24 protein-coding genes and 3 pseudogenes are annotated in these 25,905 nt (G+C 61.6%); 8 read left to right on the top strand and 19 right to left on the bottom strand.

The features are described 5' to 3' along the window. Positions 1-44: 44 nt before the first annotated feature. From ACSQ9I_RS39775 to ACSQ9I_RS39785, 3 genes are read right to left on the bottom strand one after another with little or no spacing between them, the layout of a single operon-like run. Positions 45-1,055: a branched-chain amino acid ABC transporter permease gene (locus ACSQ9I_RS39775; protein WP_436317386.1), complete on the bottom strand. Its 1,011-nt coding sequence runs from the start codon at positions 1,053-1,055 to the stop codon at positions 45-47. Then, complete coding sequence (locus ACSQ9I_RS39780; protein ID WP_436317387.1) at positions 1,055-1,960, bottom strand: branched-chain amino acid ABC transporter permease; 906 nt, start codon at positions 1,958-1,960, stop codon at positions 1,055-1,057. Before ACSQ9I_RS39780 ends, ACSQ9I_RS39775 begins: the two co-directional genes overlap by 1 nt. Next, positions 1,957-3,279 carry an ABC transporter substrate-binding protein gene (locus ACSQ9I_RS39785; RefSeq protein WP_436291223.1) on the bottom strand — a complete coding sequence of 441 codons (1,323 nt, stop codon included), beginning with the start codon at positions 3,277-3,279 and terminating at the stop codon, positions 1,957-1,959. Before ACSQ9I_RS39785 ends, ACSQ9I_RS39780 begins: the two co-directional genes overlap by 4 nt. Before the next feature lie 163 nt (positions 3,280-3,442). Here ACSQ9I_RS39785 and ACSQ9I_RS39790 point away from each other — a divergent pair. Both ACSQ9I_RS39790 and ACSQ9I_RS39795 read left to right on the top strand, forming a co-directional pair. Then, positions 3,443-5,035, top strand: a pseudogene (locus ACSQ9I_RS39790) (PLP-dependent aminotransferase family protein). 152 nt (positions 5,036-5,187) lie between these two features. Beyond that, positions 5,188-5,311, top strand: a pseudogene (locus ACSQ9I_RS39795) (nucleoside monophosphate kinase); the annotation flags it as partial. A 146-nt stretch (positions 5,312-5,457) separates the two neighbouring features. On the opposite strand, the gene ACSQ9I_RS39800 reads toward ACSQ9I_RS39795, so the two are convergent. The 14 genes from ACSQ9I_RS39800 to ACSQ9I_RS39865 form a co-directional block, all read right to left on the bottom strand. Beyond that, positions 5,458-6,048: a GNAT family N-acetyltransferase gene (locus tag ACSQ9I_RS39800; RefSeq protein WP_436291222.1), complete on the bottom strand. Its 591-nt coding sequence runs from the start codon at positions 6,046-6,048 to the stop codon at positions 5,458-5,460. 44 nt (positions 6,049-6,092) lie between these two features. Beyond that, a complete protein-coding gene (locus ACSQ9I_RS39805) occupies positions 6,093-7,445 on the bottom strand; it encodes an aspartate aminotransferase family protein (protein ID WP_436291221.1) in 1,353 nt (450 codons plus the stop codon). Between the two features lie 34 nt (positions 7,446-7,479). Then, a complete protein-coding gene (locus ACSQ9I_RS39810) occupies positions 7,480-8,181 on the bottom strand; it encodes an ABC transporter ATP-binding protein (protein ID WP_436291220.1) in 702 nt (233 codons plus the stop codon). Continuing rightward, the gene (locus ACSQ9I_RS39815; protein WP_436317388.1) at positions 8,178-8,948 is read right to left on the bottom strand and encodes an ABC transporter ATP-binding protein; all 771 of its coding nucleotides are present in this window, start codon (positions 8,946-8,948) and stop codon (positions 8,178-8,180) included. Before ACSQ9I_RS39815 ends, ACSQ9I_RS39810 begins: the two co-directional genes overlap by 4 nt. Then, a complete protein-coding gene (locus ACSQ9I_RS39820; RefSeq protein WP_436291218.1) occupies positions 8,945-9,928 on the bottom strand; it encodes a branched-chain amino acid ABC transporter permease in 984 nt (327 codons plus the stop codon). Before ACSQ9I_RS39820 ends, ACSQ9I_RS39815 begins: the two co-directional genes overlap by 4 nt. Positions 9,929-9,931: 3 nt before the next feature. After that, positions 9,932-10,792 (bottom strand): branched-chain amino acid ABC transporter permease, encoded by an 861-nt coding sequence (locus ACSQ9I_RS39825; RefSeq protein WP_436291217.1) that lies wholly within the window; start codon positions 10,790-10,792, stop codon positions 9,932-9,934. Positions 10,793-10,825: 33 nt separating this feature from the next. Then, the gene (locus tag ACSQ9I_RS39830; protein WP_436317389.1) at positions 10,826-12,025 is read right to left on the bottom strand and encodes an ABC transporter substrate-binding protein; all 1,200 of its coding nucleotides are present in this window, start codon (positions 12,023-12,025) and stop codon (positions 10,826-10,828) included. 63 nt (positions 12,026-12,088) lie between these two features. Then, the gene (locus tag ACSQ9I_RS39835; RefSeq protein ID WP_436291215.1) at positions 12,089-13,492 is read right to left on the bottom strand and encodes an amidase; all 1,404 of its coding nucleotides are present in this window, start codon (positions 13,490-13,492) and stop codon (positions 12,089-12,091) included. Positions 13,493-13,566: 74 nt separating this feature from the next. After that, positions 13,567-14,010: a nuclear transport factor 2 family protein gene (locus tag ACSQ9I_RS39840; protein ID WP_436291214.1), complete on the bottom strand. Its 444-nt coding sequence runs from the start codon at positions 14,008-14,010 to the stop codon at positions 13,567-13,569. Between the two features lie 145 nt (positions 14,011-14,155). Next, the gene (locus tag ACSQ9I_RS39845) at positions 14,156-15,115 is read right to left on the bottom strand and encodes a Bug family tripartite tricarboxylate transporter substrate binding protein (protein WP_436291213.1); all 960 of its coding nucleotides are present in this window, start codon (positions 15,113-15,115) and stop codon (positions 14,156-14,158) included. 124 nt (positions 15,116-15,239) lie between these two features. Then, on the bottom strand, positions 15,240-15,653 hold the full coding sequence (locus ACSQ9I_RS39850) for a DUF1348 family protein (RefSeq protein ID WP_436291212.1): 414 nt from the start codon (positions 15,651-15,653) through the stop codon (positions 15,240-15,242). A gap of 87 nt (positions 15,654-15,740) precedes the next feature. Beyond that, positions 15,741-16,925: an NAD(P)/FAD-dependent oxidoreductase gene (locus ACSQ9I_RS39855; RefSeq protein ID WP_436291211.1), complete on the bottom strand. Its 1,185-nt coding sequence runs from the start codon at positions 16,923-16,925 to the stop codon at positions 15,741-15,743. Between the two features lie 23 nt (positions 16,926-16,948). After that, complete coding sequence (locus ACSQ9I_RS39860; RefSeq protein WP_436291210.1) at positions 16,949-17,590, bottom strand: FMN-binding negative transcriptional regulator; 642 nt, start codon at positions 17,588-17,590, stop codon at positions 16,949-16,951. A 60-nt stretch (positions 17,591-17,650) separates the two neighbouring features. After that, a complete protein-coding gene (locus ACSQ9I_RS39865; RefSeq protein ID WP_436291209.1) occupies positions 17,651-17,854 on the bottom strand; it encodes a rubredoxin in 204 nt (67 codons plus the stop codon). A gap of 119 nt (positions 17,855-17,973) precedes the next feature. On the opposite strand from ACSQ9I_RS39865, the gene ACSQ9I_RS39870 reads away from it, so the two are divergent. Next, a complete protein-coding gene (locus ACSQ9I_RS39870; RefSeq protein WP_436291208.1) occupies positions 17,974-19,488 on the top strand; it encodes a PLP-dependent aminotransferase family protein in 1,515 nt (504 codons plus the stop codon). Here the strand turns inward: ACSQ9I_RS39870 and ACSQ9I_RS39875 are convergent. Beyond that, a pseudogene (locus tag ACSQ9I_RS39875) lies at positions 19,461-19,737 on the bottom strand (Tn3 family transposase); the annotation flags it as partial. The gene ACSQ9I_RS39870 and the pseudogene ACSQ9I_RS39875 overlap by 28 nt on opposite strands. A 654-nt stretch (positions 19,738-20,391) precedes the next feature. Here ACSQ9I_RS39875 and ACSQ9I_RS39880 point away from each other — a divergent pair. The 4 genes from ACSQ9I_RS39880 (at position 20,392) to ACSQ9I_RS39895 (ending at position 23,635) form a co-directional block, all read left to right on the top strand. Continuing rightward, positions 20,392-21,369 (top strand): NAD(P)H-dependent flavin oxidoreductase, encoded by a 978-nt coding sequence (locus ACSQ9I_RS39880; RefSeq protein ID WP_436291207.1) that lies wholly within the window; start codon positions 20,392-20,394, stop codon positions 21,367-21,369. 10 nt (positions 21,370-21,379) lie between these two features. Beyond that, on the top strand, positions 21,380-21,769 hold the full coding sequence (locus ACSQ9I_RS39885; protein WP_436291206.1) for a tautomerase family protein: 390 nt from the start codon (positions 21,380-21,382) through the stop codon (positions 21,767-21,769). A 26-nt stretch (positions 21,770-21,795) separates the two neighbouring features. Next, entirely contained in the window at positions 21,796-22,038 is a 243-nt protein-coding gene (locus ACSQ9I_RS39890; protein ID WP_436291205.1) for a DUF485 domain-containing protein, read from the top strand. A gap of 94 nt (positions 22,039-22,132) precedes the next feature. Then, positions 22,133-23,635: a sodium:solute symporter family transporter gene (locus ACSQ9I_RS39895; protein WP_436291204.1), complete on the top strand. Its 1,503-nt coding sequence runs from the start codon at positions 22,133-22,135 to the stop codon at positions 23,633-23,635. A 615-nt stretch (positions 23,636-24,250) separates the two neighbouring features. On the opposite strand, the gene ACSQ9I_RS39900 is transcribed toward ACSQ9I_RS39895, so the two are convergent. Then, positions 24,251-25,168 (bottom strand): LysR substrate-binding domain-containing protein, encoded by a 918-nt coding sequence (locus ACSQ9I_RS39900; RefSeq protein ID WP_436291203.1) that lies wholly within the window; start codon positions 25,166-25,168, stop codon positions 24,251-24,253. Between the two features lie 366 nt (positions 25,169-25,534). Here ACSQ9I_RS39900 and ACSQ9I_RS39905 point away from each other — a divergent pair, with 366 nt between their 5' ends. Then, a complete protein-coding gene (locus ACSQ9I_RS39905) occupies positions 25,535-25,876 on the top strand; it encodes a hypothetical protein (protein WP_436291202.1) in 342 nt (113 codons plus the stop codon). Positions 25,877-25,905 lie beyond the last annotated feature (29 nt).

A 25,905-nucleotide genomic window follows, 5' to 3' on the forward strand; every position in this document is an offset into this window, starting at 1 on the left:
GAACGCCAGATTGAGACTCTCAGTCTGCAGCAGCGTAGCCGGCATCACTTTCCTTCTTCGGGCTTGCGCGCGCTGCGCAGCAGCAGGCCTGCAATGCCTTCGGGCGCAGAGAACACCATTGCCAGGAGCACGATGCCAAGCGTCAGCTGCCACGCACCGGTGATGTACGCGGCGGCATACAGCTTCACGAACTCGAAGATCGCCGCGCCGACGAAGGCGCCGAACGGACTGACGACGCCGCCGAGGATAGCGATGAAGACGAACTCCCCGGACCGGACCCAGTAGCCCATCTCCGGCGTCACCAGGCCTTGCGCCACGGCGAACACCGCTCCGGAAAGCCCGCACAGGGCGGCCGAGATCACGTAGCCTGTCAGAAAGACACGGTAGGTGCAGAACCCAACGTACTCCAGGCGCGTCTCGTTGGTCTTGATCGCGGACAGCGCCTGACCGGCCACCGATCGGTAGTAGCGGTGCACGCCGTAGGCGACCGCGATCGCCAGCGCAATGGTCAGATACAGCAGCACGGTCTCGAAGCCGTCGCGCTCGAGCGCCTGCCCGAAGATGGTCGATCGCGTCACGCGCAACCCATCCGTGCCGCCGGTGTAGTGGAAGAACTTGCCGAGTGCCGCGAAGAGCACCATCGACAGCGCCAGGTTGAGCATCCCGAAGAAGATGGTCCGATAGCGAACCACGAACGAGCCGACGACCAAGCCGCACAGCGCGGCGAACGCGGTCCCCATCGCCATCAGCAAGACCGTGTCGACGCCCTTGAACCAACGCGAGCCGTACGCGACACAGTAGCCGCCGAGGCAGGCGTACATCGCATGACCGAGCGAGACCTGGCCCGCGCGGATCAGCACCGAGACGCCGAGCGCCGCGATGCCAAACGAGGTTCCGAAGAGCAGCGGCGTCTTCAGCCACGGCAGTGCGATCGGCAGCAACATGGAGCCCAGCACGAGCAGTGCGGCGGCGACATGGATGCGCGACGGCCGGGCCAATGCGCCGGTGCGCGGCGCGGCAGCGGCGCGCTGCGGGATGGTTTGGATCTGCGCCATCACACCCTCCGCGCCTGGGCCACCGTGAACAGTCCCTGCGGACGGATCAACAGCACGAGAGTCATGATGATGTAGGGCATCAGCACTTCGAGCTCAGGCATCAGGTACACCGAGAAGGAACGCGCCAGGCCGATCAGCGCGGCAGCCACCAGGGCGCCTTCGATCTGGCCAAGGCCGGCCGTTGCAGCCACCGCGAATGAGAGAACGATCATCTCGGCACCGATGCCGAGCACCCAGGAGGTGGTCTGCACGGACAGCGCGCCGCCCAGCGCGCCGAGCGTCGAGCCGAGGACGAACGTCAGGAAGCACACCCGCTTGACGTTGATGCCGAGAGTGGTTGATACCTCGCGGTTGTGGGCCACTGCCACCACTTGGCGGCCAATCAGCGTCTTGCGCAGCGCGATGCGCAGCCCGAAGAAGACGGCCAAGGCCACGCCGGGCAAGACCAGCAATTGGTACGTGGTGTACGTGATCCCGAAGATGTCGACGACGCCCAACGCCGTGACGAGCTCACCAGTCGAGTACGGCGTCCCACCCCAAACGATGCGCTGCAGATCCTCGAAGATCATGAACGCCGCGAACGTCACGAGCAGCTGCAGGACCGGATCCTTGTCGTAGATCCGACGTATCAGCAGCCGCTCGAGCAGCCCGCCCAGCAGGCCGCCCACGATGATGGCGGCCAGCGGGATCAGGAGCACCGACCAGTACGGCGAGAAGTGAATGGACGCCACGGTCGCGACCAGCGTCGCGGTGAGGTAGCCGCCGATGGCGAACGTGCTCCCATGAGCCATGTTGATGATGTTCATCACGCCGAAAATGATCGTGATGCCGACGGCAACGAGAAATAGAAGTGCGCTGTAGGACAGCCCGTCCAGGACTGCGAGCAGCACGGTTTGCGCGTTCACTTGGACGCGGCGCCGTTGGCCGGGAAGGTCACGATGCTCTTGTCGTGGACGACGGACGGCTTCAGCGTCGAGACCCACTTCAGCGAGTTCTGTCCGACCGGCGCGGTCACGAGCTCGGGCGGGTACATCGTGATTTGGTCCAGCACGGCGAAGTTGTACTGCGGCACCTTCTTCGTCACGCCCCACATCTGCCACTCAAGTCCCTGCCCGTCCTCGCGGATGTGGACCTTGTTGGTCAGCCCGGTGAACTCGGCTTGGTGCAGCGCGTCAGCGACCTGCTCCTCCGTCGGCCAGGCGCCCTTGTTGCGCTTGATTGCTGTCTCGTAACCAACCTGGAGGGCGGCGAGAGCTTGAGCCATGTGGAAAGCTGAATAGATGGGGTAGGCACCCGTGCGCTGCTTGAAGCGCTCGACAAATGCCTTGAACTTCGGGTCGTCCTTGACTTGCGGATGCAGAAAATAGTGGTCACCACGGGCACCGACAATCACACCTTCAGGGAGCACATTGCCAAGACGCTCGAGTGAGCTCTCCCCCTGCGCCAGAACGAACTGCGAGTTGCGCATCAGTCCACGCTGAGCGGCTTGGCGGACAAAGGTATCCAAGTCACCACCCCAGGAGGTGGTGAACACCACGTCCGGACGCAGCGCCTGAAGGCGGCTGATCTCCGTCGAGTAGTCCGTCGCACCGAACTTGGGGAACAGTTCGGCCACCACCTGCACGTCCGGCTTTAGTGCCTTCAATGCAGTGAGCGCCATCTCCCAGGAGTCCCGGCCATAGGCGTAGTCCTGGTTCACAACCGCAATTGTCTTGAAGTTGGGATGCTTACGCAGCAGGTAGAGGATGCCCGATACCTGCTCTGTGGTCGTGTTGGCCTGGCTGCGGACCACGTACTTGTAGCGCCGATCCTCCAGGATCTTCTGCGTCGCACAGTCCCACATGATGTTGACGACTTTCAGGTCCTCGGCCACGGGCGCAATGATGTTGCAGCTGCCGCTTGAGATGGACGCGAGCATCACCCGCACGCCCTGTTCCTGAACGAGACGCCGGTATTCCGACAGCAACCGGTCGCCGCCCACGCCTTCGTCGATGAAGATCGGCACGATCTTCACGCCAGCGATCCCGCCCTTGGCGTTGATGTCCTCGATGAGTATCTCGGCGGCTGCTTTGCCTGACAGGCCAAAGACCGACGCGGGTCCCGTGAGGAACGTGGTGATGCCGAGTTTCAGCTCGGCCGGCTTGCCGGACTGTGCGTGGGCTCCGAATGCCAATGTCGCGGCAAGCGCGCCCGCGGCAAAGCGGCTGAGAATGGTCTTCAACATGGTGACTCCTACCTCGTGTTCGATACTGGGTTCTGGATGCGGCCGCACGCTCCCGGCTCGGTGCGGGGCCCTGGCTGCCGGAGCCGTTCGGTGACGACATCTTCGGTGGGAATGGTTTAGATCAAAGAGCCACTTTGGGACAAACTTGGATAGACCACTATCCATGCCACGCAGACCCACCACCGTAGAGATTCCGTCGCTGGGCTCCCTTGACCGCAATTCAGGACAAGTCGGGCGCCAGCTGGCTCATGGCCTGCGCAATGCCATCAAGAACGGAGAGCTCAAGCCAGGCGAACCGCTTCCCTCGACGCGCACGCTGACCAATGCATTGCGGCTGGCCAGGGGCACGGTGATGGAGGCCTTTGATCAGCTTGTTGCCGAAGGCTTTCTCGAGGCGCGCACCGGGACCGGAACCCGTGTTTCGATGGCTCTTCAGGGCAGCGCGCCCCTTGCTCAGCCGCCCCATGAATGCACGACCCCAAACCATGTTGAGACAAAGCTGTCGCCAGTCGCTCGGCAGCTTGCCGATGTCGCCCGCTGATTCGCACCGCAACGACCGGTTCCGTTCGCCGTGACGGTGCCAGTGGGTGCGGCGGCCCCCGACGACACCTGGCGCCGTCTGGGCAGCAAGCTTCGTGTGATGGGCAATGGCGCTCCTGGGGGGTACGGAGACCCGCAAGGATTGTTGAGCCTGCGGCGCGCCGTCGCGGAACACATGCGCAAGGCGCGGGCCGTCCGCTGCGACCCGGAGCAAGTCGTCATCACCTCCGGCACGCAGCAAGGGCTGTATGTCGCCGCACGCCTCCTCGTCGGTGAGGGCGACACGATGTGGGCCGAGGATCCTGCCTACCCGGGGCTGATCTCCATCCTCGAAGGGCTGGGCATGGGTACGCGCGTGCTGCGGGTGCCGGTGGATACCGAGGGCATCGATGTCGAGGCCGGGACGCGGGCGGCACCAGAATCGCGCGCCGCGTTCGTGACGCCATCGCACCACTATCCGATCGGCATGCCAATGAGCATGGCACGGCGCACAGCGTTGCTGGCATGGGCGCGTCGCGCCAACGCCTGGATCGTCGAAGACGATTACGACAGCGAACTGCGGTATGCCGGTCACCCCTTCCCGTCGCTCCAGGGCGTGGATCCAGCGCGCGTCATCTACCTGGGCACCTTCAGCAAGATCCTCTATCCATCTTTGCGCTTGGGGTATGCGGTGGTGCCGGACGGATTGGTGCAAGCCTTCATCGGCGCACGCGCACTGATCGATAGACACCCACCGACTGCCGAGCAGCACGTGCTCGCTGCGTACATGCAGGAGGGCCATCTGCAGGCCCACGTGCGAAGGATCCGGGCGGTTTACGCCTCACGTCGGAGCGCGCTGATCGCAGCGATCGAGCGCTGGCTGAACGACTGGGTGGTGCTGCAGCCAAGCGACCAGGGCATGCACGTGGTTGTGCGGCTGCGCGGAGCTGAGAACGATGTCGAGTTGGCCTCGCGTGCAGCGGCCGCTGGAATCGCGATGCGTCCGGTCTCGCCGATGTTCGCCGGCGGCGCCGGCCGACCGGGCTTCGTGCTCGGGTTCGGCGGATTTCCCGAGGCCGACCTCGATGCGGCGGCCAGGAAGCTCGCCAACTTGTTCGCGGACGAGGCGCGCGCTCGCAGCCCACACGCCATCAGTCCGCGGGCAACGAGGACCCCGACCCCTTCGCGAGGCGCAAAGCGAGCTTCTTCCGCACGGCCGGCAACTCGGACGCGATGATGCTGTACACGTACGTGGCGCGCAGCACATCGTCGCCCTCGACGATCTGCGCAGGATGCCGTCGAGCTTGGCGCCCAGCCGGCACAGGGAAAGCTGCGCAGCCTGTCACAGACTTTGGGCGAGTTGCTGCCGCATGCCGCGTTGTTAGGTGCCCCGGTGCAGGCAAAGGTACGCAGGCCCGGGTTCATTTGCCAGAAGTACGGCATTCCTCATATCTCCACCGGCGACTTGCTGCGCGCCGCGGGCAAGGCCAGCACACCGCTCGGGCTCCAGGCCAACCCGCCGACACGAGCCGTCCTTGCTAGCCCGCGTGCGTCTCGCCGCGGTGAGTGGCTTCCCCGGTCCTCTGGACGCCTTGCTTAGCCCTTTAAGCGCTGCTGCCTGCATGTGATGTGCGGCAACTTTCCTCGTGGCCTCCGTCCCTACCGCCGACTGAGCAGCCACTGCAGGTTCCGTCGTACGGCGGGCCACTCAGTCGCAACAATGCTGTACACGTACGTATCCCGCAGCAAATTGCCTTCGACAATCTGATGGCTTCTCAAAATGCCGTCCAGATTGGCACCAAGTCGTTCGATCGCGGCCCGGCTGCGCAAGTTGAAGGAAGACGTTCGAAACTCGACGGCAATACAAGACAGCGTCTCGAACGCGTGCTTGAGCAGCAGCTCCTTGCATTCTGTATTGACCCCAGTGCGCTGGGCTGATGCTCGGTACCAGGTCGAGCCAATCTCCAAACGCCGATGCTGAGGCTCAATATTCATGTAGCTGGTCATCCCGAGGACGCGAGCGGTCTGCTTCTCTTCTACGACGAACGCAAGCATGCTTCCCGCTTCCTGCAAAGCCAGCCGCCTTTCGATCTCAGCCTCAACTTTGTCAGGTGCCGGTATTCTTGTGTACCAGAGATTCCATACCTCACCATCGGCAACAGCCTCGCTTAGTGCAGCGGCATGTCGACAGGCCAGAGGCCTGAGCGCGACTGCCTCGCCGATCAATTCCACGGGTTCAATCCATGCCAAGGGTCATTTCTCCCCTGCTACAGAAGAATCGACAATGTCATGCATCAACGCGTCTCGACGAGTGCGTCATGGAGGGCCTCGACGAGACGATCAATCTCCGCCTTCTCCGCAATGAACGGTGGCGCGAGCTGGATCGAGTCTGCGCCCTGGCGAACATAGAAGCCCTTGCTCCAGCACGCCCTGGCAATGTCATAGGGTCGACGGCCCGGCGCGTCGGGCGTAGCCGCGATACCGATGCCGGCAGCCAATCCAAAGTTGCGGATATCAATGACGTGCTTCGCCTGGGCGAGGGAATGCACGGCATCTTCGAAGTATGGTGCAAGGGCCGCAGCGCGACCGACCATCTCTTCGTTCACAAGCACGTCGAGCGTCGCGATACCTGCCGCGCAAGCGACCGGATGGGCCGAATAGGTATAGCCATGAGGAAACTCGACCGCAAACTCCGGAGAAGCCACACCCATGAACGTATCGTAGACATTGCTCGAAGCGACGACTGCGGCCAGCGGCTGCGCGCCATTCGTCACCTGCTTGGCGATGGTCATCATGTCCGGCACGACCCCGAATGCTTCTGCGCCCGTCATCGTGCCAAGCCGGCCAAATCCGGTGATGACCTCGTCGAAGATCAGCAGAATGTCGTGCGCCGTGCAGATTTCCCGCAGCCGCTGCAGATAGCCCTGGGGCGGCAGGATCACGCCGGCGGAACCAGAGATCGGCTCGACGATCACGGCGGCAATGTTCGACGCATCATGCAAAGCGATCAGGTCGATCAGCTCGTTGGCAAGTTCGGCGCCGTCCTGCGGTAGCCCGCGGACAAAGGCGTTGCTTGGAAGCTGAGTGTGGGCAAGATGGTCGGCATCCACACCAGGGCCAAAGAGTTTGCGGTTACCGCTGATGCCCCCCACGGATAGTCCACCGAAATTGACCCCGTGATAGCCCTTTTGCCGACCGATGAAGCGGGCCTTGGTCCCTTGCCCCCGCAGACGCCAGTAGGCTCGTGCCAACTTCAGCGCGGTATCCACCGCCTCCGAGCCAGAACTGGTGAAGAACACATGGTCAAGCCCCTGCGGCATGAGCGCTTTGATCCTGTTCGCGAGTTCAAACTGCGCAGGATGGCCGTGCTGGAAGGCGGGCGAGTAATCCAGCTTCGCAATCTGCCTCGAGACAGCCTCGGATATCTCGGGCCGCCCGTGCCCCAGTCCCGAGCACCACAGGCCCGAAAGCCCGTCAAAGATCTTCCGGCCATCTGCATCCGTGAAGTACGCTCCTTTGGCTTCGACGATGACCCGCGGGAACTCCTTGAACTGCCGGTTTCCGGTGAATGGCATCCAGCAGGCATCGATCCATTGCGGATCCAGGCTGCGGGACGGCTGTTGATGCTGTTTCAGGAGAGTATGCATAGCTGCTTCCAATTGAGGAGATGAGTTGCAATGGTCAGGCAGCCCCGACGCTGAGGTACCGATCCTTGACGGCCTCGTCGGCCAAGAATTGCGCGTTGCTGCCCTGGTACACGATCGTCCCTTGCTCGATCACGTAGTGCCGATCGGCCAATTGCGTGCAGACCTCGAGGTTCTGCTCCACCAGCAGGACCGCCACGCCAGCACGCCGGATCTCCTTGAGCTGGACAACGATTTCATCGACGATGACCGGTGCCAGCCCTTCGACCGGTTCATCCAGCATCAGAAGCTTGGGGTTGTTGAGCAGCGCGCGTCCGATCGAGAGCATCTGCTGCTCCCCACCAGAGAGCTGCCCGCCGCCGTTCTTGCGGCGCTCGTGCAGGCGCGGAAAGATTCGATAGATGTCGGCTAGTGCCCACGGGGAACCGCGCCTCTGACCGAGCAGAAGATTTTCTTCGACCGTCAGGAGTTTGAAGATTCCTCGGTCTTCGGGCACGAGGCAAACACCGCGAGACGCGATCTGATGGGAAGGCAAGCCTTGCAGCTCGACGCCGGAAAACACGATCTTGCCGCCCGTGGCTCGGACAGCGCCCGCAATCGTTTTGAGCGTGGTGGACTTTCCGGCCCCGTTTCGGCCGAGCAGGGTCACCAGTTCCCCGTCCCCGACCTGCAGATCAATGCCCTGCAGAACGTGGCTTTTGCCATAGTGGCTGTGCAGCCGATCCAGGCGAAGAATCATTTGCGGCCTCCCGTGATCATGCTGCCCAGGTAGGCAGTTCGCACGCGCTCGTCGTCACGCACCGCATTGGGTGCGCCCTCCACCAGCACCTGTCCCTGCTGCATCACCGTCACTGTGTGGGAAATGTCCATGACGATCCCCATGTTGTGCTCGATCAAGACGACCGTATAGTCGCGACCCAGATCGGCAATTAATGTCTTCATGTCGTCCAGATCGTCGATCCCCATGCCGGAGGTGGGTTCGTCCAGGAAGATCGCTTTGGGCTGGGCCGCAAGGGCCATTCCAACCTCCAGCCGACGCTGCTGACCATGCGACAGCGAGCCGGCCGCTGAGCGTTCCTGGTTTTGAAGACCGAGGCGCTCGATCACCCGATCCACCAGCTCTGCACAAGACCACCGGCCCTGCGGCAAGCGCCAGAGATTGAACGCTCGTTTTGCATTCACACCCTGCGCCGCCAATCGCAAGTTCTCGCGCACCGTCAGGGTGGGAAAGAGGCTCGTAACCTGGAACGACCTGGCCATGCCTTTGCGCACCCTTACGTGAACGGGTTCGCGGGTGACGTCCTGACCATCGAAGGTGATGCTGCCGCCGGTCACACCCAGCGTGCCGGTGAGCATGTGGAACAGCGTCGTCTTGCCCGCCCCATTGGGACCGATGACCGAGTGCACGGTGTTGCGCCTCACTCGCAGGTCCACGCCACCCAGGGCCACGAACTTGCCGTAGTGTTTGGTGACCTGCCGTGCCTCCAGAAGGAATTCAGTGCTCATACCCGCTTCTCCTCAACCCGATTCGCACCGGCCTTCGTGAGTCTCGCCGCCACGGCGCGGAAGGCGTCTTCGACAAGCCCCCACAAGCCCCGCTGCATACCCAGGCTGATGACTACGAGAAGCACGCCCAGCAGCATCAGCCAGCGCGGCCACAGCGTGGATAGCCAATCGGCTGCGAGCACGTAGAACAAGGCACCGATCAACGACGCGGCGAGATTGCCAACGCCACCGATCACCGTCATCACGAGGATCATTTCACTCACATGAAATTCGGCGTTCGCGAGCGGTGCAACACCGACCATCATCGCGTTAAGTCCTCCGGCCAACGCCGTCACAGCGCCCGAGAGCATGAAAGCGAGCAACTTGAAGCGCGCTACGTTGTAGCCGATGGCACTGGCGCGCACCTCGTTGTCCCGGATCGCCAGCAACGTGCGCCCGAAGATCGATGTCGTCACCCGGTGCAATGCGACGAAGACCAACAGGAAGATGACCGCAACCATCGTATAGAACTGCCACGCCGTGGTGTTGTTCCAGATAACCACTCCGAACACCGACACAGGCGGTCTCGGTATGTTGAGCAGCCCGTTGTCGCCTCCGGTCAGGGAGGGAGCGCTGTACGCCAGAAAGTAGAACATCTGTGCGAAGGCGAGTGTCAGCATGACGAAGTAGGTTCCCTTCTGTCGAATCGACACGATGCCAACCAGGCCCGCCGCGAGGCCCCCGACGACGACGGAGGCCACCAGCGCAAGGGGCATTGGCATCCCGGTGCGAGTCAACATCAGGCCGATCGCGTAGCTGCCGAGCCCGAAGAAGATACCCTGCCCGAAGGACAGCAATCCGGTATAGCCCAGCAGCAGGTTGCAACCGAGAACGGCCAACGCATAGATCAGGACTTCGCTCGCCAAGGAGCCAGAACCCAACAGGAGCGGCAGCGCCAGCACCACGGCGAACGCGACTGCGATATCAAGATTTCGGCGCATGGTTCAGCCTCGCTTTCCAAGCAGGCCATTGGGGCGCAGGAGCAGAACCGCGGCCATGGCAACATAGATCATCAGACGGGCACCCTCGGGCCAAAGGGTGCTCATCACGCTCTGCACGACGCCGATGAGAATGCCGCCGACGAGTGCTCCTGTGAAACTTCCCAGGCCACCGACTACCACGACAACGAACGCGACCGCCAACGCTTCGATGCCCATGAACGGTTCGACGCCCCGGATGGGTGCCGCAAGGACACCCGCGATCGCCGCAGTCGCCGCGCCGAGCGCAAAAACCAAGCTGAAGAGGCGAAAGACGTTGATGCCGAGCAGAGAGACCATCTCAGGCGACTCACTCCCGGCGCGCACCGCACTGCCCAGACGAGTGCCTTCGAGCACCCACCAAAGCAATACGGCCAAACCGGCCGTCACGGCGATCACGAACAGACGGTACTTGGGATAGATGAAATCGCCCCACATGACCACGCCTTCCAGGCCCGACGGGACTGCCACGCTGTCGCCCAGCGGACCCCACTGCACGATTACCAGCTCTTGGATGATCAGCGCGACGCCCACCGTGATGAGGATGTGGAACTCGTGCGGCTTGGAGTAGACATGTCGGAGCAGGGCCTTCTCGGCGGCCCAACCAACAGCGGCAGCGAGCAATGGAACCAAGAGCAAGGCAGCCCAGAAGCTCATCCCTTGCCTTATGACCTCAAAGCAAAGATACGCGCCGAGCAGATAGAAAGCGCCGTGGGCGAAATTGACGAATCGGAGCAAGCCGAAAACGATGGACAGTCCAACGGCCAACAGGAAGTACAACATTCCTATGCCGATGCCATTGACCGTCTGTAGAAAGTAAACACTCATATGCGGCGACTCCGGTGGTTCGCGGCCGGCTTCTCAGCTCAGCTTGCAGCCGGTTTGTTCGACGGCCAGGAAGGACTGGCCGGAACTGACCACGTCAACATAGTCGTCGGCATCCTTCATCTGCTTCTTGGCTTTTCCGCGCACCAAGTAGTAATCTTTGATGACCTGGTGGTCTTCCTTGCGGATTTGCTCTTGGCCGGTAAGGCCCGCGTACTTCATACCCTCCAGCGCCGAGATCACCGCCCTCGGCTCGGCCGAACCCGCCTTGGCGATTGCGTCGATGATGCATTTGGTGCAAATGTAAGCAGCTGCCAAGGTGTAGTTCGGCGTAACTTTCAGTTCCTTGGTCACCTGCGTGATCAGCTCACGGTTGGTCGGCGAATCGACTTTGTGCCAGTACTGTGCACCGAAGTAGATGCCCTCTGTGGTGTCTGCGCCGAGCGACTGAAACTGCTCCAACCCGGACGTCCAGGGCACAAGAATCGTCATGTTCTTGTGCATTCCGAAGCTGATGGCTTGACGCAGCGCATCGGTTGACTGCGTACCGAAGTTGAGCAGCACCAAGACATCCGGCTTGGCTGCGATGGCATTGGTCAGATAGCCGCTGAACTCCTTCTCCGCCAGCGAGTGGTAGCTGTTACCGACCAGCTCAACGCCCTTCTCCTTGAGCACATCCTTGGTGGCGGCCAACATTCCTTCGCCAAAGACGTATTGGGCCGTGATGGTGTACCAGCGCTTCGCCTTGGGCTGAGCCTCGATGAGCGGACGCACCGTCTGGGCGATGGCGCCATGGGCAGGCACTGGCCACCGAAACGTCGCGGGATTGCATTCCTTGCCCGTGATCTCGTCTGCACCGGAATAGCAGAAGAAAACGCCCCCGAGTCGGTTGACCTCCTTGCCCATCGCCAGCGCTTCGGGGGACAGGATCCCGCCAACAAAGAACTTGGCGTTCTTTTGCTGTGCGGCCTCCTGCACCTTGCGCACAGCCGTCGCCGGCTTTGCCTCCGTATCAAAAACACTGTACCCGAGGCGACGACCGATCACGCTCCCATACCGCTGGATCGCCATGCGCACACCGAGCTCTCCGTACTTGCCGTTGACGGCGAATGGGCCGGACATTGGGAAAGGTGCGCCGAATTCGATGCCTTCGGCCGCTTGCGCCGACGCCAAGCGAGAAAGCGACAATGGGGCGATGCCAGCGGCGGCCAGCGCAAACAGGTCACGTCTATTCATTTTGAATCCTTGAGTGTTTCAGTTGGAGAAGGGATGCCGGCGACTCAGCTCGCCACGAGGAACCTATGGCGAGTTGAGAAGTTGTGCGACTGCGGCCGCTATCGACAGCAACCGGCCGTCTTCGCCTCGAGCGCCAACCAGTTGGATGCCGATCGGGCGACCGTCGCTTGTCAGACCACAAGGGACAACGGTGGCGGGTTGTTGGCTCAGATTGATTGGAAAGCTGAAGCCGGTCCAGTCAGTCCACCGGGACATACCGCTGCCTGGCGGCGCCTCGTGACCCGCCTCGAACGCGGCGACCGCCGCGGCGGGCGAGACGAGGACGTCGTACTCGCCCAGCAGCTGATCCATTGCGCTACCGAATTCGGCTCGACGCATCTGCGCGGAGACGAGTCCCCTGGTCATCTGCCCGCCGAGACGGGCTGCCTCCAGCAACCCTGGATCAACGCGGCTTCGATCTCTTTCAGGGATCGAGTCGATGCGGGCCGCCGCGCCACAGAGCCAGTGGTGCTGAAATATGTCCAGGACGTCGTCGCGGGGGAGTTGCACAGGCTCCACACAAGCGCCTGCGCCTTCGATTCGGCGAACGGCGCATTCAACGATCTGAGCGACCTCTGGATCGACCTTTCCCGTAGCGGGCTGCGACCAGTAGCCAACTCGCGCGCTAGTGAGCGCGGTCTGGCCACGCTCAGACGATGCAGGGCTGTGTGCACACTGTGTCCAGTCGCGCACGTCTCTGCCCGCCATCACCGTGAACATGGCCTGCGCGTCGGCGACGGTCCTGGCGATGGCTCCAATATGGGACAGGGTTCCGAACGCGCTCACTGGAAAGGCGGGAACGCGCGCGAAGGTCGGCTTGAATCCCACAGTGGCGGTGAAGGAGGCCGGAATGCGCGCCGATCCTCCGCCGTCGGTAGCGAGATGAAAGACACCGGCGCCAGTGGCGGCCGCTACGGCCGCGCCACCGGACGACCCCCCCGCGGTCACGTTGGGCATCCATGGATTGCGCGTGATGCCACTCGAGGGACTGTCCGTGACCGCCTTCCAGCCGAACTCGGGCGTCGTGGTCAGGCCGAGAAAGACGGCTCCGGCGCGGCGCAGTCGCCCGACCGCTGGCGCGTCCTCACGTTGAGGCTGCGTCTGTGTCGTCAAGCTACCGAAGCGAACCACCCAGCCCCTGACCCAGACGATATCCTTGATCGTGGTCGGAACGCCGTCGATCGGCGACAGCGGTGTCCCGGCTCGCCAGCGCTGCTCGGCCGAACGGGCCTGCTCGATCGCGCCCTGGTGATCGATGTACGTGAACGCGTTGAAGAGGCTGTTGATCGCTTCAGCCCTGGCGAGTGCCGCACGGGCGACTTCGACGGGAGAGAGTTCGCCCGAGCGATAGAGCGGGACCAGCTCTGCCGCGCCCAGGCGGCAAAGCGGATCGGCGTCCGAAAGGGGAGACTGGATAGAGGGGTGCATGGGTCGGTTCCGATTGCGCGGCGCGAAGGACCGCGTTGAGCGCCCCTTCATTCCCGCAGACGCTGGCAAAGCCATCACGCCAGTTCGAAGTACTCGTTCTCCAGCCGCTTTCCCTCCTCCCAGACGTGGAAACACGCATCCCAGAGGGCGAGCCTTCCATCCCGATACTGCAGGAACTCAATCCCGCGTCCTTCCATGTTCTTCTTGGTTCGCGAGTCGACCCACTGCCCGGTCCAGCTCCTTGTCACCTTCTCTCCGTCGATGGACAGCAGCACCTTCTTGAGGGTGTAGTTGATCTGTCGCTCAAGACGCTTTTGCAGCCACCGCCTTGCGGCCTCTTTCCCATGGATATCGGGAAGTGACGCGAAACGGATCACCACGTCGTCGTGATACTTCGAAATCAGGCCCTCCACGTCACCTGCCTGGAACCTTTCTTCAGACAACTTCAATGCCGCTTCGGCAGCTTCCCACGTGATAGGTGCCGTCGTTTTCTGACGGGGTTCCAATTGATCGACCATCTCCGCTTCCTTTCGCTTGTCATTCCAACAATCAATTCGTTCGCCATTGCTTCCGTCGAAACCAGCCCCACTTCACTGGTCAGCGTTCGACTCAGAAGAGGAAGGGCTACTTGAGGCACTGCATAGGACCAATCTCTGCGCACTCCTAGTCGAGCCGAATGCCGGTCTGATTCACGAGCTGTTGCCACTTCTGGATCTCGGCCGCCTGGAAGGCCCCAAGCTCTTCGGGTGTGCCTCCGCCTCCGGCGTACTCGACGAAGTCCAAGGCACGGATGTAGGCTTCATTGCTTTGGAGCGCGTTGACTTCCGCATTCAGCTTCGTGACGATTTCCTTGGGAGTGCCCTTGGGCGCGTACACCGCGTACCAGGTGTCCACCTCGACGTTCGTGGTTCCTAGTTCTGAAAGCGTCGGCACGTTCGCGTTGAACTTCCCCCTAGCCTTGGAGGTCACGGCCAACGGGATCAGCTTGCCGCTGCTGATGAGTGCTCGGGAGGTTCCCGTGTTTTCAATGGAGAAGCTGATCTGTCCTCCCAGCAAGTCATTAAGCATGCCTCCCGCATTCGTATAGAGGATGGTTTGCGCCTGAATTCCGGTTGCGGACTTGATCAGATCGATCCACACGCGCGCAGTAGTGTTGGCAGCGCCGAAGTTGATCTTGCTGGGGTCGGCCTTGGCAAGCTTGACCAGTTGTTCCATGCTGCGCACGCCTGACGCGGGCGTTGCCAATACGACCATGGCGCCTTTGCCAATGAAGGCGACCGGCGTGAGGTCTGACTGAGGGTCAAAGCCCAAATGGCTGTAAAGACTCTTATTGGCAGCCACGCCGGAGTTGGCTGCGAGCAGCAGCGTATAGCCGTCGGGCTTCGAGCGAGCTACGTATGCAGTGCCAATATTGGTGCCTGCTCCCGGACGGTTCTCCACCACGACCGGTTGGCCAAGGCTTTTTCCGAGATTGCTCGCAAGGGATCGCGCCAACCCATCCACTCCCGTACCTGCAGCGTACGGTACGACGAGCGTGACGGCACGCGTTGGATAACTCTGCGCACGCGCCTGAGGCACGAGAGAGGCGCAGAGACAGAGGAGCAACGCTTTGATATGTTTCATTAGATTCTCCAACTCGCTATACATGAAACGTGCCGAACGAGTTCGGAACGGACGTGGCGCTCCCTGGCGATGGTCCGAACGCCATAGGAGACGGTTCAGCGCAGTACTATTTCGTGTGCGCAGTTCAGGGGAGATTGCCCGGCCGATCGCAGGAAACGAGCTCCCACTTGGCAAGCTTCTTGCCGCGGAAGGTCAAGATCTCAGATCCTCGTGTCCGGCGCGGCTGTCCCTGCGAGGCCTCGCCTGCCCATTGGATATCCAGCTCCGTCAGCACCACATTGCCTTGCACCAGGCGGACGGTTTTCTTGAGGTTGTAGGACGTGAAGGAAGCCAACCGCTCTCTGATGAAGGGCTCGAGTTCCCGTTTGCCACGCATGACCGGCAGATCGCCATAGCGGATTTCGACGTCCTCCTCAAGACCGTCGAGAATGGCCGCGAGGTTGCGCTCGTTGTACAGCGACGCTCGCACGTCGAAATGCGCCTGCGCCTCCTCAACGGTCTGGAATGGCGGCACTGCTGTCGAGATCGTTGTGAGCATGTTCGTCTACCTTTTTTTGTGCTCTTGGGGCTGAACTCTTGTTCGACGTCGTTCGGAGGTTAGGCGAGCCGCTACGAACTGCTCGATCTATGGGCTTGTAGTCATTGCAAGCAAGCTCTTGAATTCCCTGATGGGGCCTGCAATGTCTCGAACCGAGCCCATTGCACTCACGCCACGCAAAACTCCCCCGGCATCGGAGGAGAGGAACAACCGGGAGTGGCCAATCGTCTCGAGCTTGGTTTCGATACCCAGGGAGGGAAGGCCAGCGACCTGGAGCGCAAAGTCGTACTGATTGCTCCAGAACCAAGGCACCGCGTCAAACGCAAGTTGCTGACCGAGCATATTTCGGGCTGCAGTGTCGGCCTGATCCTCGGCGTTGCGCCAGTTCTCTAACCTTATCGCCCGCCCATAGCGTTGGCTGTCGTAGCAGCACACATCGCCGCACGCAAAAACGCGGTCATCGGCGGTACACAGATACTGATCGGTCCGTACGCCGTTGTCGGTCGACAAGTCTGCGCTCGCGGCCAGATTCACATTGGGACGGACACCAAGGCCATAGACCACAGTGTCACATGCCAAGGCTTCGCCAGTCGCAAGGTGCACGGCTTGCACCCTGGTCGCCCCCTCGAGTTTCGCGACCTCAACGCCGAATCGCATATCCACGCCTCGCCGTTGATGCTCGGCCACCACCGCCTGCGAGACGATGGCGGGCACACTCCTGCCCATGGCCTGAGGTGCACGTTCGAGCACTGTGACCGTGCAACCGCGCTCCAGCGCTGCAGCCGCAACCTCCAGACCAATCACACCGGCACCGATGACAACCAGACGGCAGCCGCTTTGAAGCGAATCTGCAATCGCATGAGCATGTTGGGGCGTACGCAAGGGCAATACCCCATTCAAATCCGCACCTGGCACTGTGAGCGGATTGATACTCGACCCCGTGGCCAGCAAGAGCCGGTGGTACGCGACGTCTCGTCCTCCCTCCAAGACCACGCGTCCGGAATTTCGATCAATGCGATCAACACTCTGGGCGAGCAGCAGCTCGATACCATTCTCCGCATACCAGGGCGCAGCGTAGAAGGCACACTGTTCACCTGTCTTCTTGCCTAGAAGCACCGCTTTGGACAGCGGGGGACGGTCATACGGAAGGCACTGCTCCTCGCCAATCAGGCTGATGCCTCCGGTCCAACCATGCTTGCGAAGAGCGGCGGCAGCCCTGGCTCCGCTGTGACCCGCACCAACGATCACGATGGGGTCTGGATAGGTGATCATGGTGTGCTGTTCGCGCCAGGCGTCTATTGAGCGGCCTTGGCTTCGGCACACGCCAACATGGCGTCACCGATCATCCGCTCGCCTTTCGCATTCAGGGCTTCCCCGGCGCTTTGAATATCGCGCACTTCCTTGTTCTGGCTCAGCTTGGCCTTGCCCACAAAGCGCGTTATCTCGATCTCGATTCCGACGATGGCCTTGAGCATCATGTCGATGTAGTCTTTGGGACCGTCAGTCATCTTCCATGGCACTGGCTGCGACGCCTCGTGAGTGCGGGTGAGCCGAGCCACCATGCCACGGACATATCGCTCATCGTCCCGAATGGTGGCGCGCCCGTAGACATGGGCCACGATGTAGTTCCAACTGGGTACCTGCTTGTGGAACTCATGCTTGCTGGGATACCACTGGGGCGAGATGTAGGAATCCCCAGCACGAAACACCACCAACACTTCGTCGCCGCTGGCGATGTCTTGCCACACCGGGTTGTTGCGCGCAACGTGGGAATGCAGCACCCCCATGGCGCCTTCCTTGGCGTTCAGTTCGAACGGAAGATGGTTGGCGTCCAGACCACTCTTGCCATGCGTGAACAGAATGCCGAGAGGATTCTTGACGATCAGGTCGTGCAGAACCTCAGGACGCGATTCTTCGAAATGGGCGGGAACGTACATGTTTACCTTCTGTAGTAGTTTGCGTTTCAAGCCGGACGCGATGCGTGGATCGAATGCAGTTCAGATTTCGATCATTTCGAAGTCGCTCTTGCCGCCTCCGCATTCAGGGCATACCCAGTCCTCGGGCACATCTTCCCAGCGTGTTCCGGGCGCGATGCCCTCGTCAGGCAATCCTTGCTCTTCGTGGTACTCGAAGCCACAGAGGACACAGAGCCAACTCTTGAAAGCCACCACTTCCCTTTTCGCTGTCGTGCAATCACTCATGGGGTGCCTCGCTTGTGTCCTATCAGCTCTCGAAATGAGCCTTCCGTCCAAAGTAGTATCGTTCGGTCTGGCACAGCGATGTAGACCAGTATTCATCTATTTAAAGAGGCCAGAATCCCATGGCGAGAACTGCAAAGACCCCAGAGGTGCCGTCCATTGGGCAACTGGACCGCAAGATGGGCGGGCTAGGGCGGCAGCTCGCTCAGAAGTTGCGCCAGGCGGTGAAGGAGGGCGACCTACAGCCGGGGGAGGTGCTGCCATCCACGCGTGCGCTCGCCAAGTCGCTGGGCGTCGCACGCGGCACCGTCCTCGAGGCGTTCGAACAACTGATCGCCGAAGGATTTCTCGAAGCCATACGAGGCGGGAGCACGCGCGTAGCTTCATCGTTAGCCGACATACGTCCAGTGTCTGGCGCTGCGCGCAGGGCGAAGACAACTGCAAAGCCATTGCCATTGCCATCACCAGCCGGGGCATTCGCTGCGATCGCCCGGCAATTCCTTCCGTTGCCGCCAGTGCCGTTCGCTGTGTCCGTGCCCGCTGGAGCCGCTGCTCCTGGTGAGGTATGGCGCCGTCTGGGAAATCAGATTCGCGCTCGCGGGAAAGGCGTGCCAAGCAGCTACAGCGACCCCCAGGGCGCCCTGCCATTGCGGCAGGCCATCGCCGAATACGTTCGAAGGTCTCGTTCCGTGCACTGTGACCCTGGCCAGATCATCGTGACTGCCGGCACTCAACAAGGGCTGTATCTTTCTTGCTTGACACTCCTGGGCAACGAGGACTTTGCATGGGTTGAGAACCCTGCCTATTGGGGCATCACGGCAATTCTGGAAACCTTGGGGCCAAGTGGCCGCATGGTGCGCGTTCCGGTCGACGCGGAAGGCTTGGTCGTCGAAGAGGGCTTGCGGCTGCGTCCCGACGCACGCGCTGCGTTTGTCACCCCGTCCCATCAGTATCCGCTCGGCATGCCGTTGAGTATGGCGCGCAGGAACGCGCTACTGAACTGGGCGCGTTCCAACGCGGCCTGGGTCGTGGAGGATGACTACGACAGCGAATTGCGTTACGCAGGACATCCCTTCCCATCATTGCAGGGCCTTGATCCTGATCACGTGATCTATCTTGGCACCTTCAGCAAGATTCTCTTTCCATCGCTTCGGCTCGGATACGCCATCGTGCCTCAGCGACTGGTCGAGGCATTCTGCGGGGCTCGCACGCTGCTGGATCGTCATCCCCCCAGCGCCGACCAGCATGTCCTGGCAGCCTACATTGCCGAGGGGCATTTGGATCGCCACATTCGGCGCATCCGGGGTGTCTATGCGGAGTGCCGCAGCCAGCTTTCGCAAATCCTGCAGGAAGCACTTCCAAATGACTTGGCATGGCTGCAGCCGAGCGACCAGGGCATGCACTCGGTGCTGTGGTTAGCCCCGGGTATCGATGATCAAGCCGTCTCCATTCAAGCAGCCAGAGCCGGCGTAGCCGTACGCCCGGTGTCTCGCATGTATGCGGGTGGCAGCGGACGCCCCGGCTTGATCTTGGGCCTGGGAGCATTCACCACGGATCAGATCGCAGATGCCGCGAGGAGGCTCACGTCCATTATTGCTGCTGCTGCCGTGCCCGAGCGCCGCAAGTCCCGCAGGTGATCGATGTCGATCCCGTCCTTGCGCACGCACTCGACCGCATCGCTCATCCGGCCGCATACTCCAGGCGAGCACGATGTTCGTCAGCAATGCATGGGACCCAGAGATCGCCTTCATCTCGTCGCGCCGCCGTCCCGCGCTCGGATGCGACCTTGCCGGTCCAGACCGCACGTTGCAGCTGATGCACCGATACATCGCAGCTCAAGAGCTCAAGAGCGTGTGGATCTCGCGCCGGAAGTCGGGAATTGCGAGAACGCCTGCAGGCCGAAGCGCGGATCCACATCACGCACGAGATCGTGCCAGACGACGCCAACGTCGGGCAGGGCAAAGTCGCCGGGGCAGCTCGTACGCCTTCGCTGCCTGCAGCTGGCGCCACGCGCCCCAACTGCTCGAAGGCCGGATCGTGCGCTCGGCAGCCACATTCCAATGACTGCAAACCTCCCAGAAACGCCCTGATGCGCTGGTGGTCGGTCGGCAGCGCGTTTCGCACTTCGGACGCAGGCTCTTCGGCGCTGCGTCAAGCACCTTGCTCAGCAGTCGATCGGCTTCGACGCACCGCGCCTTGAAGGGCTCCGCTGCATCGCGCAGCACGTCCCGGGCGCGGCGCGCCTGGTGGCGTGCGACGCCGTCCGAACGTTCCGGTGTCGTCTTCACCTTTGGGGGGCGAGGAGAATCTTGCTGAAACTCTTCGCCATCGCTCCGTCGATCAACCCCGTGCATGAAGCCTCACATCGGTGCTGGCTACATGCTCACTTACGGTGAGGCATGCACCCCTTAGTGCCCCTCATGGAGGCATTCAAAATTCTGATTGATCGCATCTGAATAAACCGTTTCTCGCCTCCCGCAATGGCTCCCTAATATCCGAGCTGGTAGCCAATCTTGCCTTGAAGACAGAAGGAACGTCAGATGATCTCGAATCGCTTTACGCAGAAGTTCGGCCTCAAACATCCCATCGCGCTTGCGCCCATGGATCCTGCGTCCGGGGGGGCGCTCGCTGCTGCCGTGGCGGATGCTGGCGGCCTCGGGCTGTTGGGAGGCGGCTACGGTGATCACGCCACACTGCGGCGTGAGTTCGAGCTCGCAGGTAACTCCAGGATTGGTTGCGGCTTCATCACTTGGTCGATGGCTCGTGACGTCTCCCTGCTCGAGTACGCACTCGCACAGAAGCCGCTGTGCATCATGTTCTCCTTCGCCGACCCTCAACCCTTTGCGAGGTACGCCCACGATGCCAAGGTACCCATCATCGTCCAGGTGCAGACGCTGGATCATGTCCAGCGCGCCATCGACATCGGTGCGACCGTGGTTGTCGCGCAAGGAACTGAGGCGGGAGGACACGGCTTCAACCGCCAAACGACCATGACGTTTGTGCCAGAGGTCGCCGACTATCTCCAAGCAAAGAGCCCGGAAACGATGCTTCTCGCAGCTGGTGGGATTGCCGACGGTCGAGGGCTCGCGGCTGCCTCGATGCTCGGCGCCGATGGCGTGCTGATGGGAACGAGGTTCTGGGCGACCCAGGAGGCACTGATCCACCCCGCCGCGATGCACAAGGTCTTGGCCGCCCGCGGTGACCAGACCATACGCACTTCGGTGTACGACATCGCCAGGGCGCGGGACTGGCCCGAGGAATATACCGGCCGCTTGATGGTCAACGACTTCATTCGGCGCTGGCACGGTCAAGAAGAGGCCCTCAAGCAGATCCAGAGTGCGGAGAAGGCAGCCGTCGAGGAAGCCTACGCTTCGGGCGACTACGAGTACGCCAACGTGACCGTGGGACAGGCGATTGGGCTGATCAGAGACATTCTGAGTGCCAAGGAGGTCGTGGAGCGGACGGTCGAACAAGCCGAGCGACTACTAGGAAGGTCGAGCATCAGCTCGGGAAAGTAGCAGGTGCAGCGTGCCACTGCTGAAGTTTGACCTCATCGAAGGCCGCAGCAAGGAAGAGATCGCGCTGCTGCTCGACGTAGCACATCGAGCAATGGTGAATTCGTTCTCCGTTCCCGAAACCGACCGCTACCACGTCGTTACGCAGCATCCGCCGCACGAGCTCGTCCTTCAGGACACAGGGCTCGGAATGAAGCGCAGCGTCAACGTGATCGTGCTTCACGTCGTCACGCGTCGGCGCACGCAAGCCGACAAGGAGGCGTTCTACCAGCGCCTGTGCTCAGATCTGGAACGTGAGTGTGGTCTTTCCCCAGACGACCTGATTGTCTCTCTCGTCGAGAACGGCGACGCAGATTGGTCGTTCGGGAAGGGACGGGCCCAGTTCCTGACCCGAGAACTCTAGTCAACAGCCACCGTGAAGGACGCACCATGAAAGCTTCGCCGCAAACGCTCTCTTCAGAGCCTATAAAACTTGGACTTCTGTTGACGGCGATTCAGATCGCCGTCTATGCAGGTTTCATCCTGCTTTGCTGCTTCGACGTACCTGTCCTCAGAGCAGAAGCCTCGGCGGGTGTTCCGCTGTCCTTCGTTCTGGGATTCGGCGTTATCGCTTGCGGAGTCGTCCTCACAGCTGTCTACGTGTTCGCAGCCAATCAAAGAGAGGGCAACTAGCATGAGGAAACTCGCTGTCGGAGGGCTATGCCTTCCCCTTGTCGCCGGCGCACAGGCCGGCCAAAGTGCGCCGAGTCCGGCCGGAGTTGGAGGAATGGCGATCGTCCTGTTCCTGCTGGTGATCGCGATCACACTCGGAATCACGTGGTGGGCCGCGCGCCGCACGAAATCCGCGAGCGACTTCTACTCTGCAGGCGGACAGATCACTGGATTTCAGAATGGCCTGGCCATCACAGGGGATGCACTGTCTGCAGGGGCGTTTCTTGGCCTGACCGCGCTTGTCTTCTCGAGTGGCTTCGACGGGCTCATCTACGCCATTGGCTACACCACAGGTCTGCCAATCGTTGTTTTCCTGATGGCGGGTCGCATGCGACGCCTTGGGAAGTACACCTTCACCGATGTTGTGTGTTCACGGCTGCCAGGAGCAAGCATTCGCGTGTTCTCTGCGTGCGCTTCTCTCACGATCGTAGCGTTCTACCTGATCGCCCAGATGGTCGGTGCAGGCCAGCTGATCCAGCTGCTCTTCGGGATTCAGTACAACTACGCCATCGCGCTGGTCGGTGTTCTCATGGTCATGTACGTCATGTTCGGCGGCATGATGGCGACGACCTGGGTGCAGATCGTCAAGGCAGTGCTCATGCTCTTCGTTGGCGCCATGATCTGCCTTCTGGTGTTGAAGAGCTTCGGCTTCAGCCTCGCTTCGCTCTTCGAACGCGCGTCCGCTGCGACCCCCGCCGGCAAAGATGTGCTGGTACCGCGTGCGCTGTCCAAGGATCCGCTTTCCGCGCTGTCTCTTGGCATCGCTCTCATGTTGGGCACGGCGGGCCTGCCGCACGTGCTGATGAGGTTCTTCACGGTGCGCGATGCGCGTGCCGCTCGCAGCTCCGTCCTCTGGGCAACGATCTTCATGAACAGCTTCTACGCGATGGTCTTCGTCATCGGCTTCGGGGCGTTCACGATGCTGCGTGAGACGCCGGGATTCCTCGACGCCAAGGGCGCGCTGATCGGTGGCGGCAACATGGCCGCGCTGCACCTGGCGCACCTGTTAGGCGGTGAGGCGATGTTCGGGTTCGTCTCCGCCGTCGCGTTCGCGACGATCCTCGCCGTCGTGGCCGGTCTGACGCTGTCCGGTGCCGCAGCGATCAGTCATGACATCTACGGAAGCCTCAACAGGAGCGGAAAGGACGATACGACCACGGAGATGAAGATCATGCGGATCTCCACGCTCGTGCTCGGAGTCCTGGCCGTGATCCTGGGGATCTCGTTCAAGGGCCAGAACGTCGCCTACATGATCAGCCTGGCGTTTTCAATCGCGTGTTCATCGACCTTCCCGGTGCTTCTGCTGGCCATCTACTGGAAGAAGCTCACGCCGTTGGGCGCCATCCTCGGCGGCGGCGCGGGCCTGGTGTCTTCGCTCGTCCTAACAGTCCTGGGGCCCTCGATCTGGGTCAAGGTGCTCGGACACGCGTCCGCGGCATTCCCGCTCGATCCCCCTGCGCTTGTCACCGTACCGCTTGCCTTCCTGGTTTGCATCGGCGTCTCGCTGGCTACGCAAGCCAAGGGAAGCGATGCGGTGAAGGCGATGGCCTTCCCGTAGAGGCAGCGGCCGCATCACCGACGACACGTCAGGCGGTGCGGCCTCTTACGACTCGGCCGAGGTGTGACGCGTGGCGGTCTTGCCCGGCACTTCGCCGGTCTCGGTATTGAAGGCGCGTACAGCGAGAGCGTTCCCTGAAGTACTCAAGGCCAAGACGCTCGGCGCGCCCCGGCGTCAGCGGCAACACCGGGTCTTTGCGATCGAGCGCCTGAATCGCCGTCTTCTCGCAGCGAGCTTGCGCGTGGACCAGTGCGTGGAGCCGTCAGCGGGCGTGTGCTTGGTCGTGCGCGCCAGCACACGCGCTTCGATGCGATCGGCAACTTGTAGCGTTCGCGCCCGGAATGACGAGCGAACAACCCTGCCAAACGTTCAGCAGCAAAGCGCTTGCTCCAGCGATCGATTTGGCTGCCACGGCCATCGAGCTTGGCTCTGATGTCGGACCAAGTCAGTCATTCAGTCTATCGGCAAGCAGCAAGATCAGGCGCGCACGACGCGTCGAATCCGCTCGAACGGCTTTGGCACTGGCTCGCCGCTGTAGCTCCATGATTTCGGTTTCGGTCAATGCTACTTCCTGTTTGAACGTTTCAGTTCTCACTAGCCGACCGTCCCACGCATTCAAGCAGCAGCTATCTCCTGAAGAGCCAGTTCCTCTGGAACTTGCCGCAATGCCTTGACAGGAATGCACTCCTCAAAATAGCGCATCAATGTTCCGTAGTACGCGTTGCGTCGGCGGATGAATAGAGTCGGCGCGATCGCGATGGAGCGATCCACAGCGTGCACATGCAGTAGAGATCGCGCGCCGGAATGCTCGACCACAGTCCGCGGCAAGAGAGTGACTCCGACATCTGCGGCGACGCAGCCCAGTATTCCTTCAAGCGTTCCGAATTCCAATCGCTGGAAGGACGGGCGTCCCAAGCCGATGAGAGCCTGTTCCAGACGTTGTCTGTAAGAGCATCCGGTGCGAAACATCAACGCAGACAGCGGTGCTGTCTCTGCACGCAGCGCTGCAAGGCTCGACCAGCGATGGGACGTCACCAACACCAATTCCTCTTCGAAAGCCTTTTCAGCCACCAACGCTGAATGGTCGATCGGCCCGGCGACGAACGCCCCATTCACTTCGTTGTTCAAAACCATCTCGACAAGAGATGCCGTCGGGCCGGCTCGCACGGCGAGCTGAACAGCCGGATGCTTGGAATGGAAGCTCGCCAAAACGGATGGAAGCCGGACGGCGACTGTCGTCTCCATGGCGCCAATGGTCAACAGGCCGCGAGCCTCTCCATCATCTCTTGCCACCGTCGTGGCCTCTCGCACCAGCGCCGCGGCGCGTTCGGCGTAAGGAAGCAACCGCTCGCCAGCACTGGTGAGAACAACACCACGACTGTGGCGCTCAAAAAGCGGGACGCCTACCTCCTCCTCCAGCGACTTGATTCGCATGGTTACGTTCGACTGGACGGTGTTCAACTCCCTCGCGGCCCTGGTGATGCCTGTGCATCGTGCAACGGCTGCGAACGTGGCCAGATCGGAAATTTCCATGTCAGACCCATCTCTAAAAAAAAACGCCAACCGCTGATGCGATCGGTATAGGAGAACCAAGCATGAACCGTGCCAAGGATTCGGTTCGCCACCGGAACGATGCGTCGGGCTCACCAAGAGGCTGGCGGTCGACTTGGCAGAGGGGCATCTCGCCTGCAAGGGGCGCCAAGTGCCGCGCCGCGTTCCGAGCGCGCTTAGCGTGCTTGTTGGCGGGTTCAGGGACTCAGGAGACGGTGGAGGCCTCACAGTAGTGCGGTCGCGATCCATGTTGGCTGGCAATGCGCTCCAGCTCGGAGCCATGTCCCAAGTGATTTCTCCAGCGGCATTAGATATTTCGCTTTGTCTTTCAGTTTGCGCATTCTCCCAATGCGGAACTGGCTTCAGCCATATCGGGATCCCCTCCGGCTTGGCAGTGAACGACCCTATCTGCGCATCCTGCCGAGCCTGCTTCTGCTGGCCATCGGCGCTGGCATTGGCACGCCGGCCTTGACGTCATCGATCCTCGGCAGCGCGGAGCCGTCGCGCTCGGCCACGGCATCGGCGATCTTCAGCGCGGCCCGCCAGGTCGGCAGTGCCATCGGCGTTGCCCTGTTCGGCGCGCTTCTGGTGGGCCTGCCGGCACAGGTCGCTGCGGGTGCGGGGTTTTCGTTCGACCTGTCGGCGTTTCTCAGGCTTGCGGGTGTGTTGCTCGCCATGCTGTACCTGTGAGCTGGGGCGCTTGAGCGTCTCTCGCGCCG

Origin of the sequence: Variovorax sp. LjRoot84, assembly GCF_964254305.1 — a bacterium.
In the GTDB taxonomy this organism is placed as follows: Bacteria; Pseudomonadota; Gammaproteobacteria; order Burkholderiales; family Burkholderiaceae_C; genus Variovorax.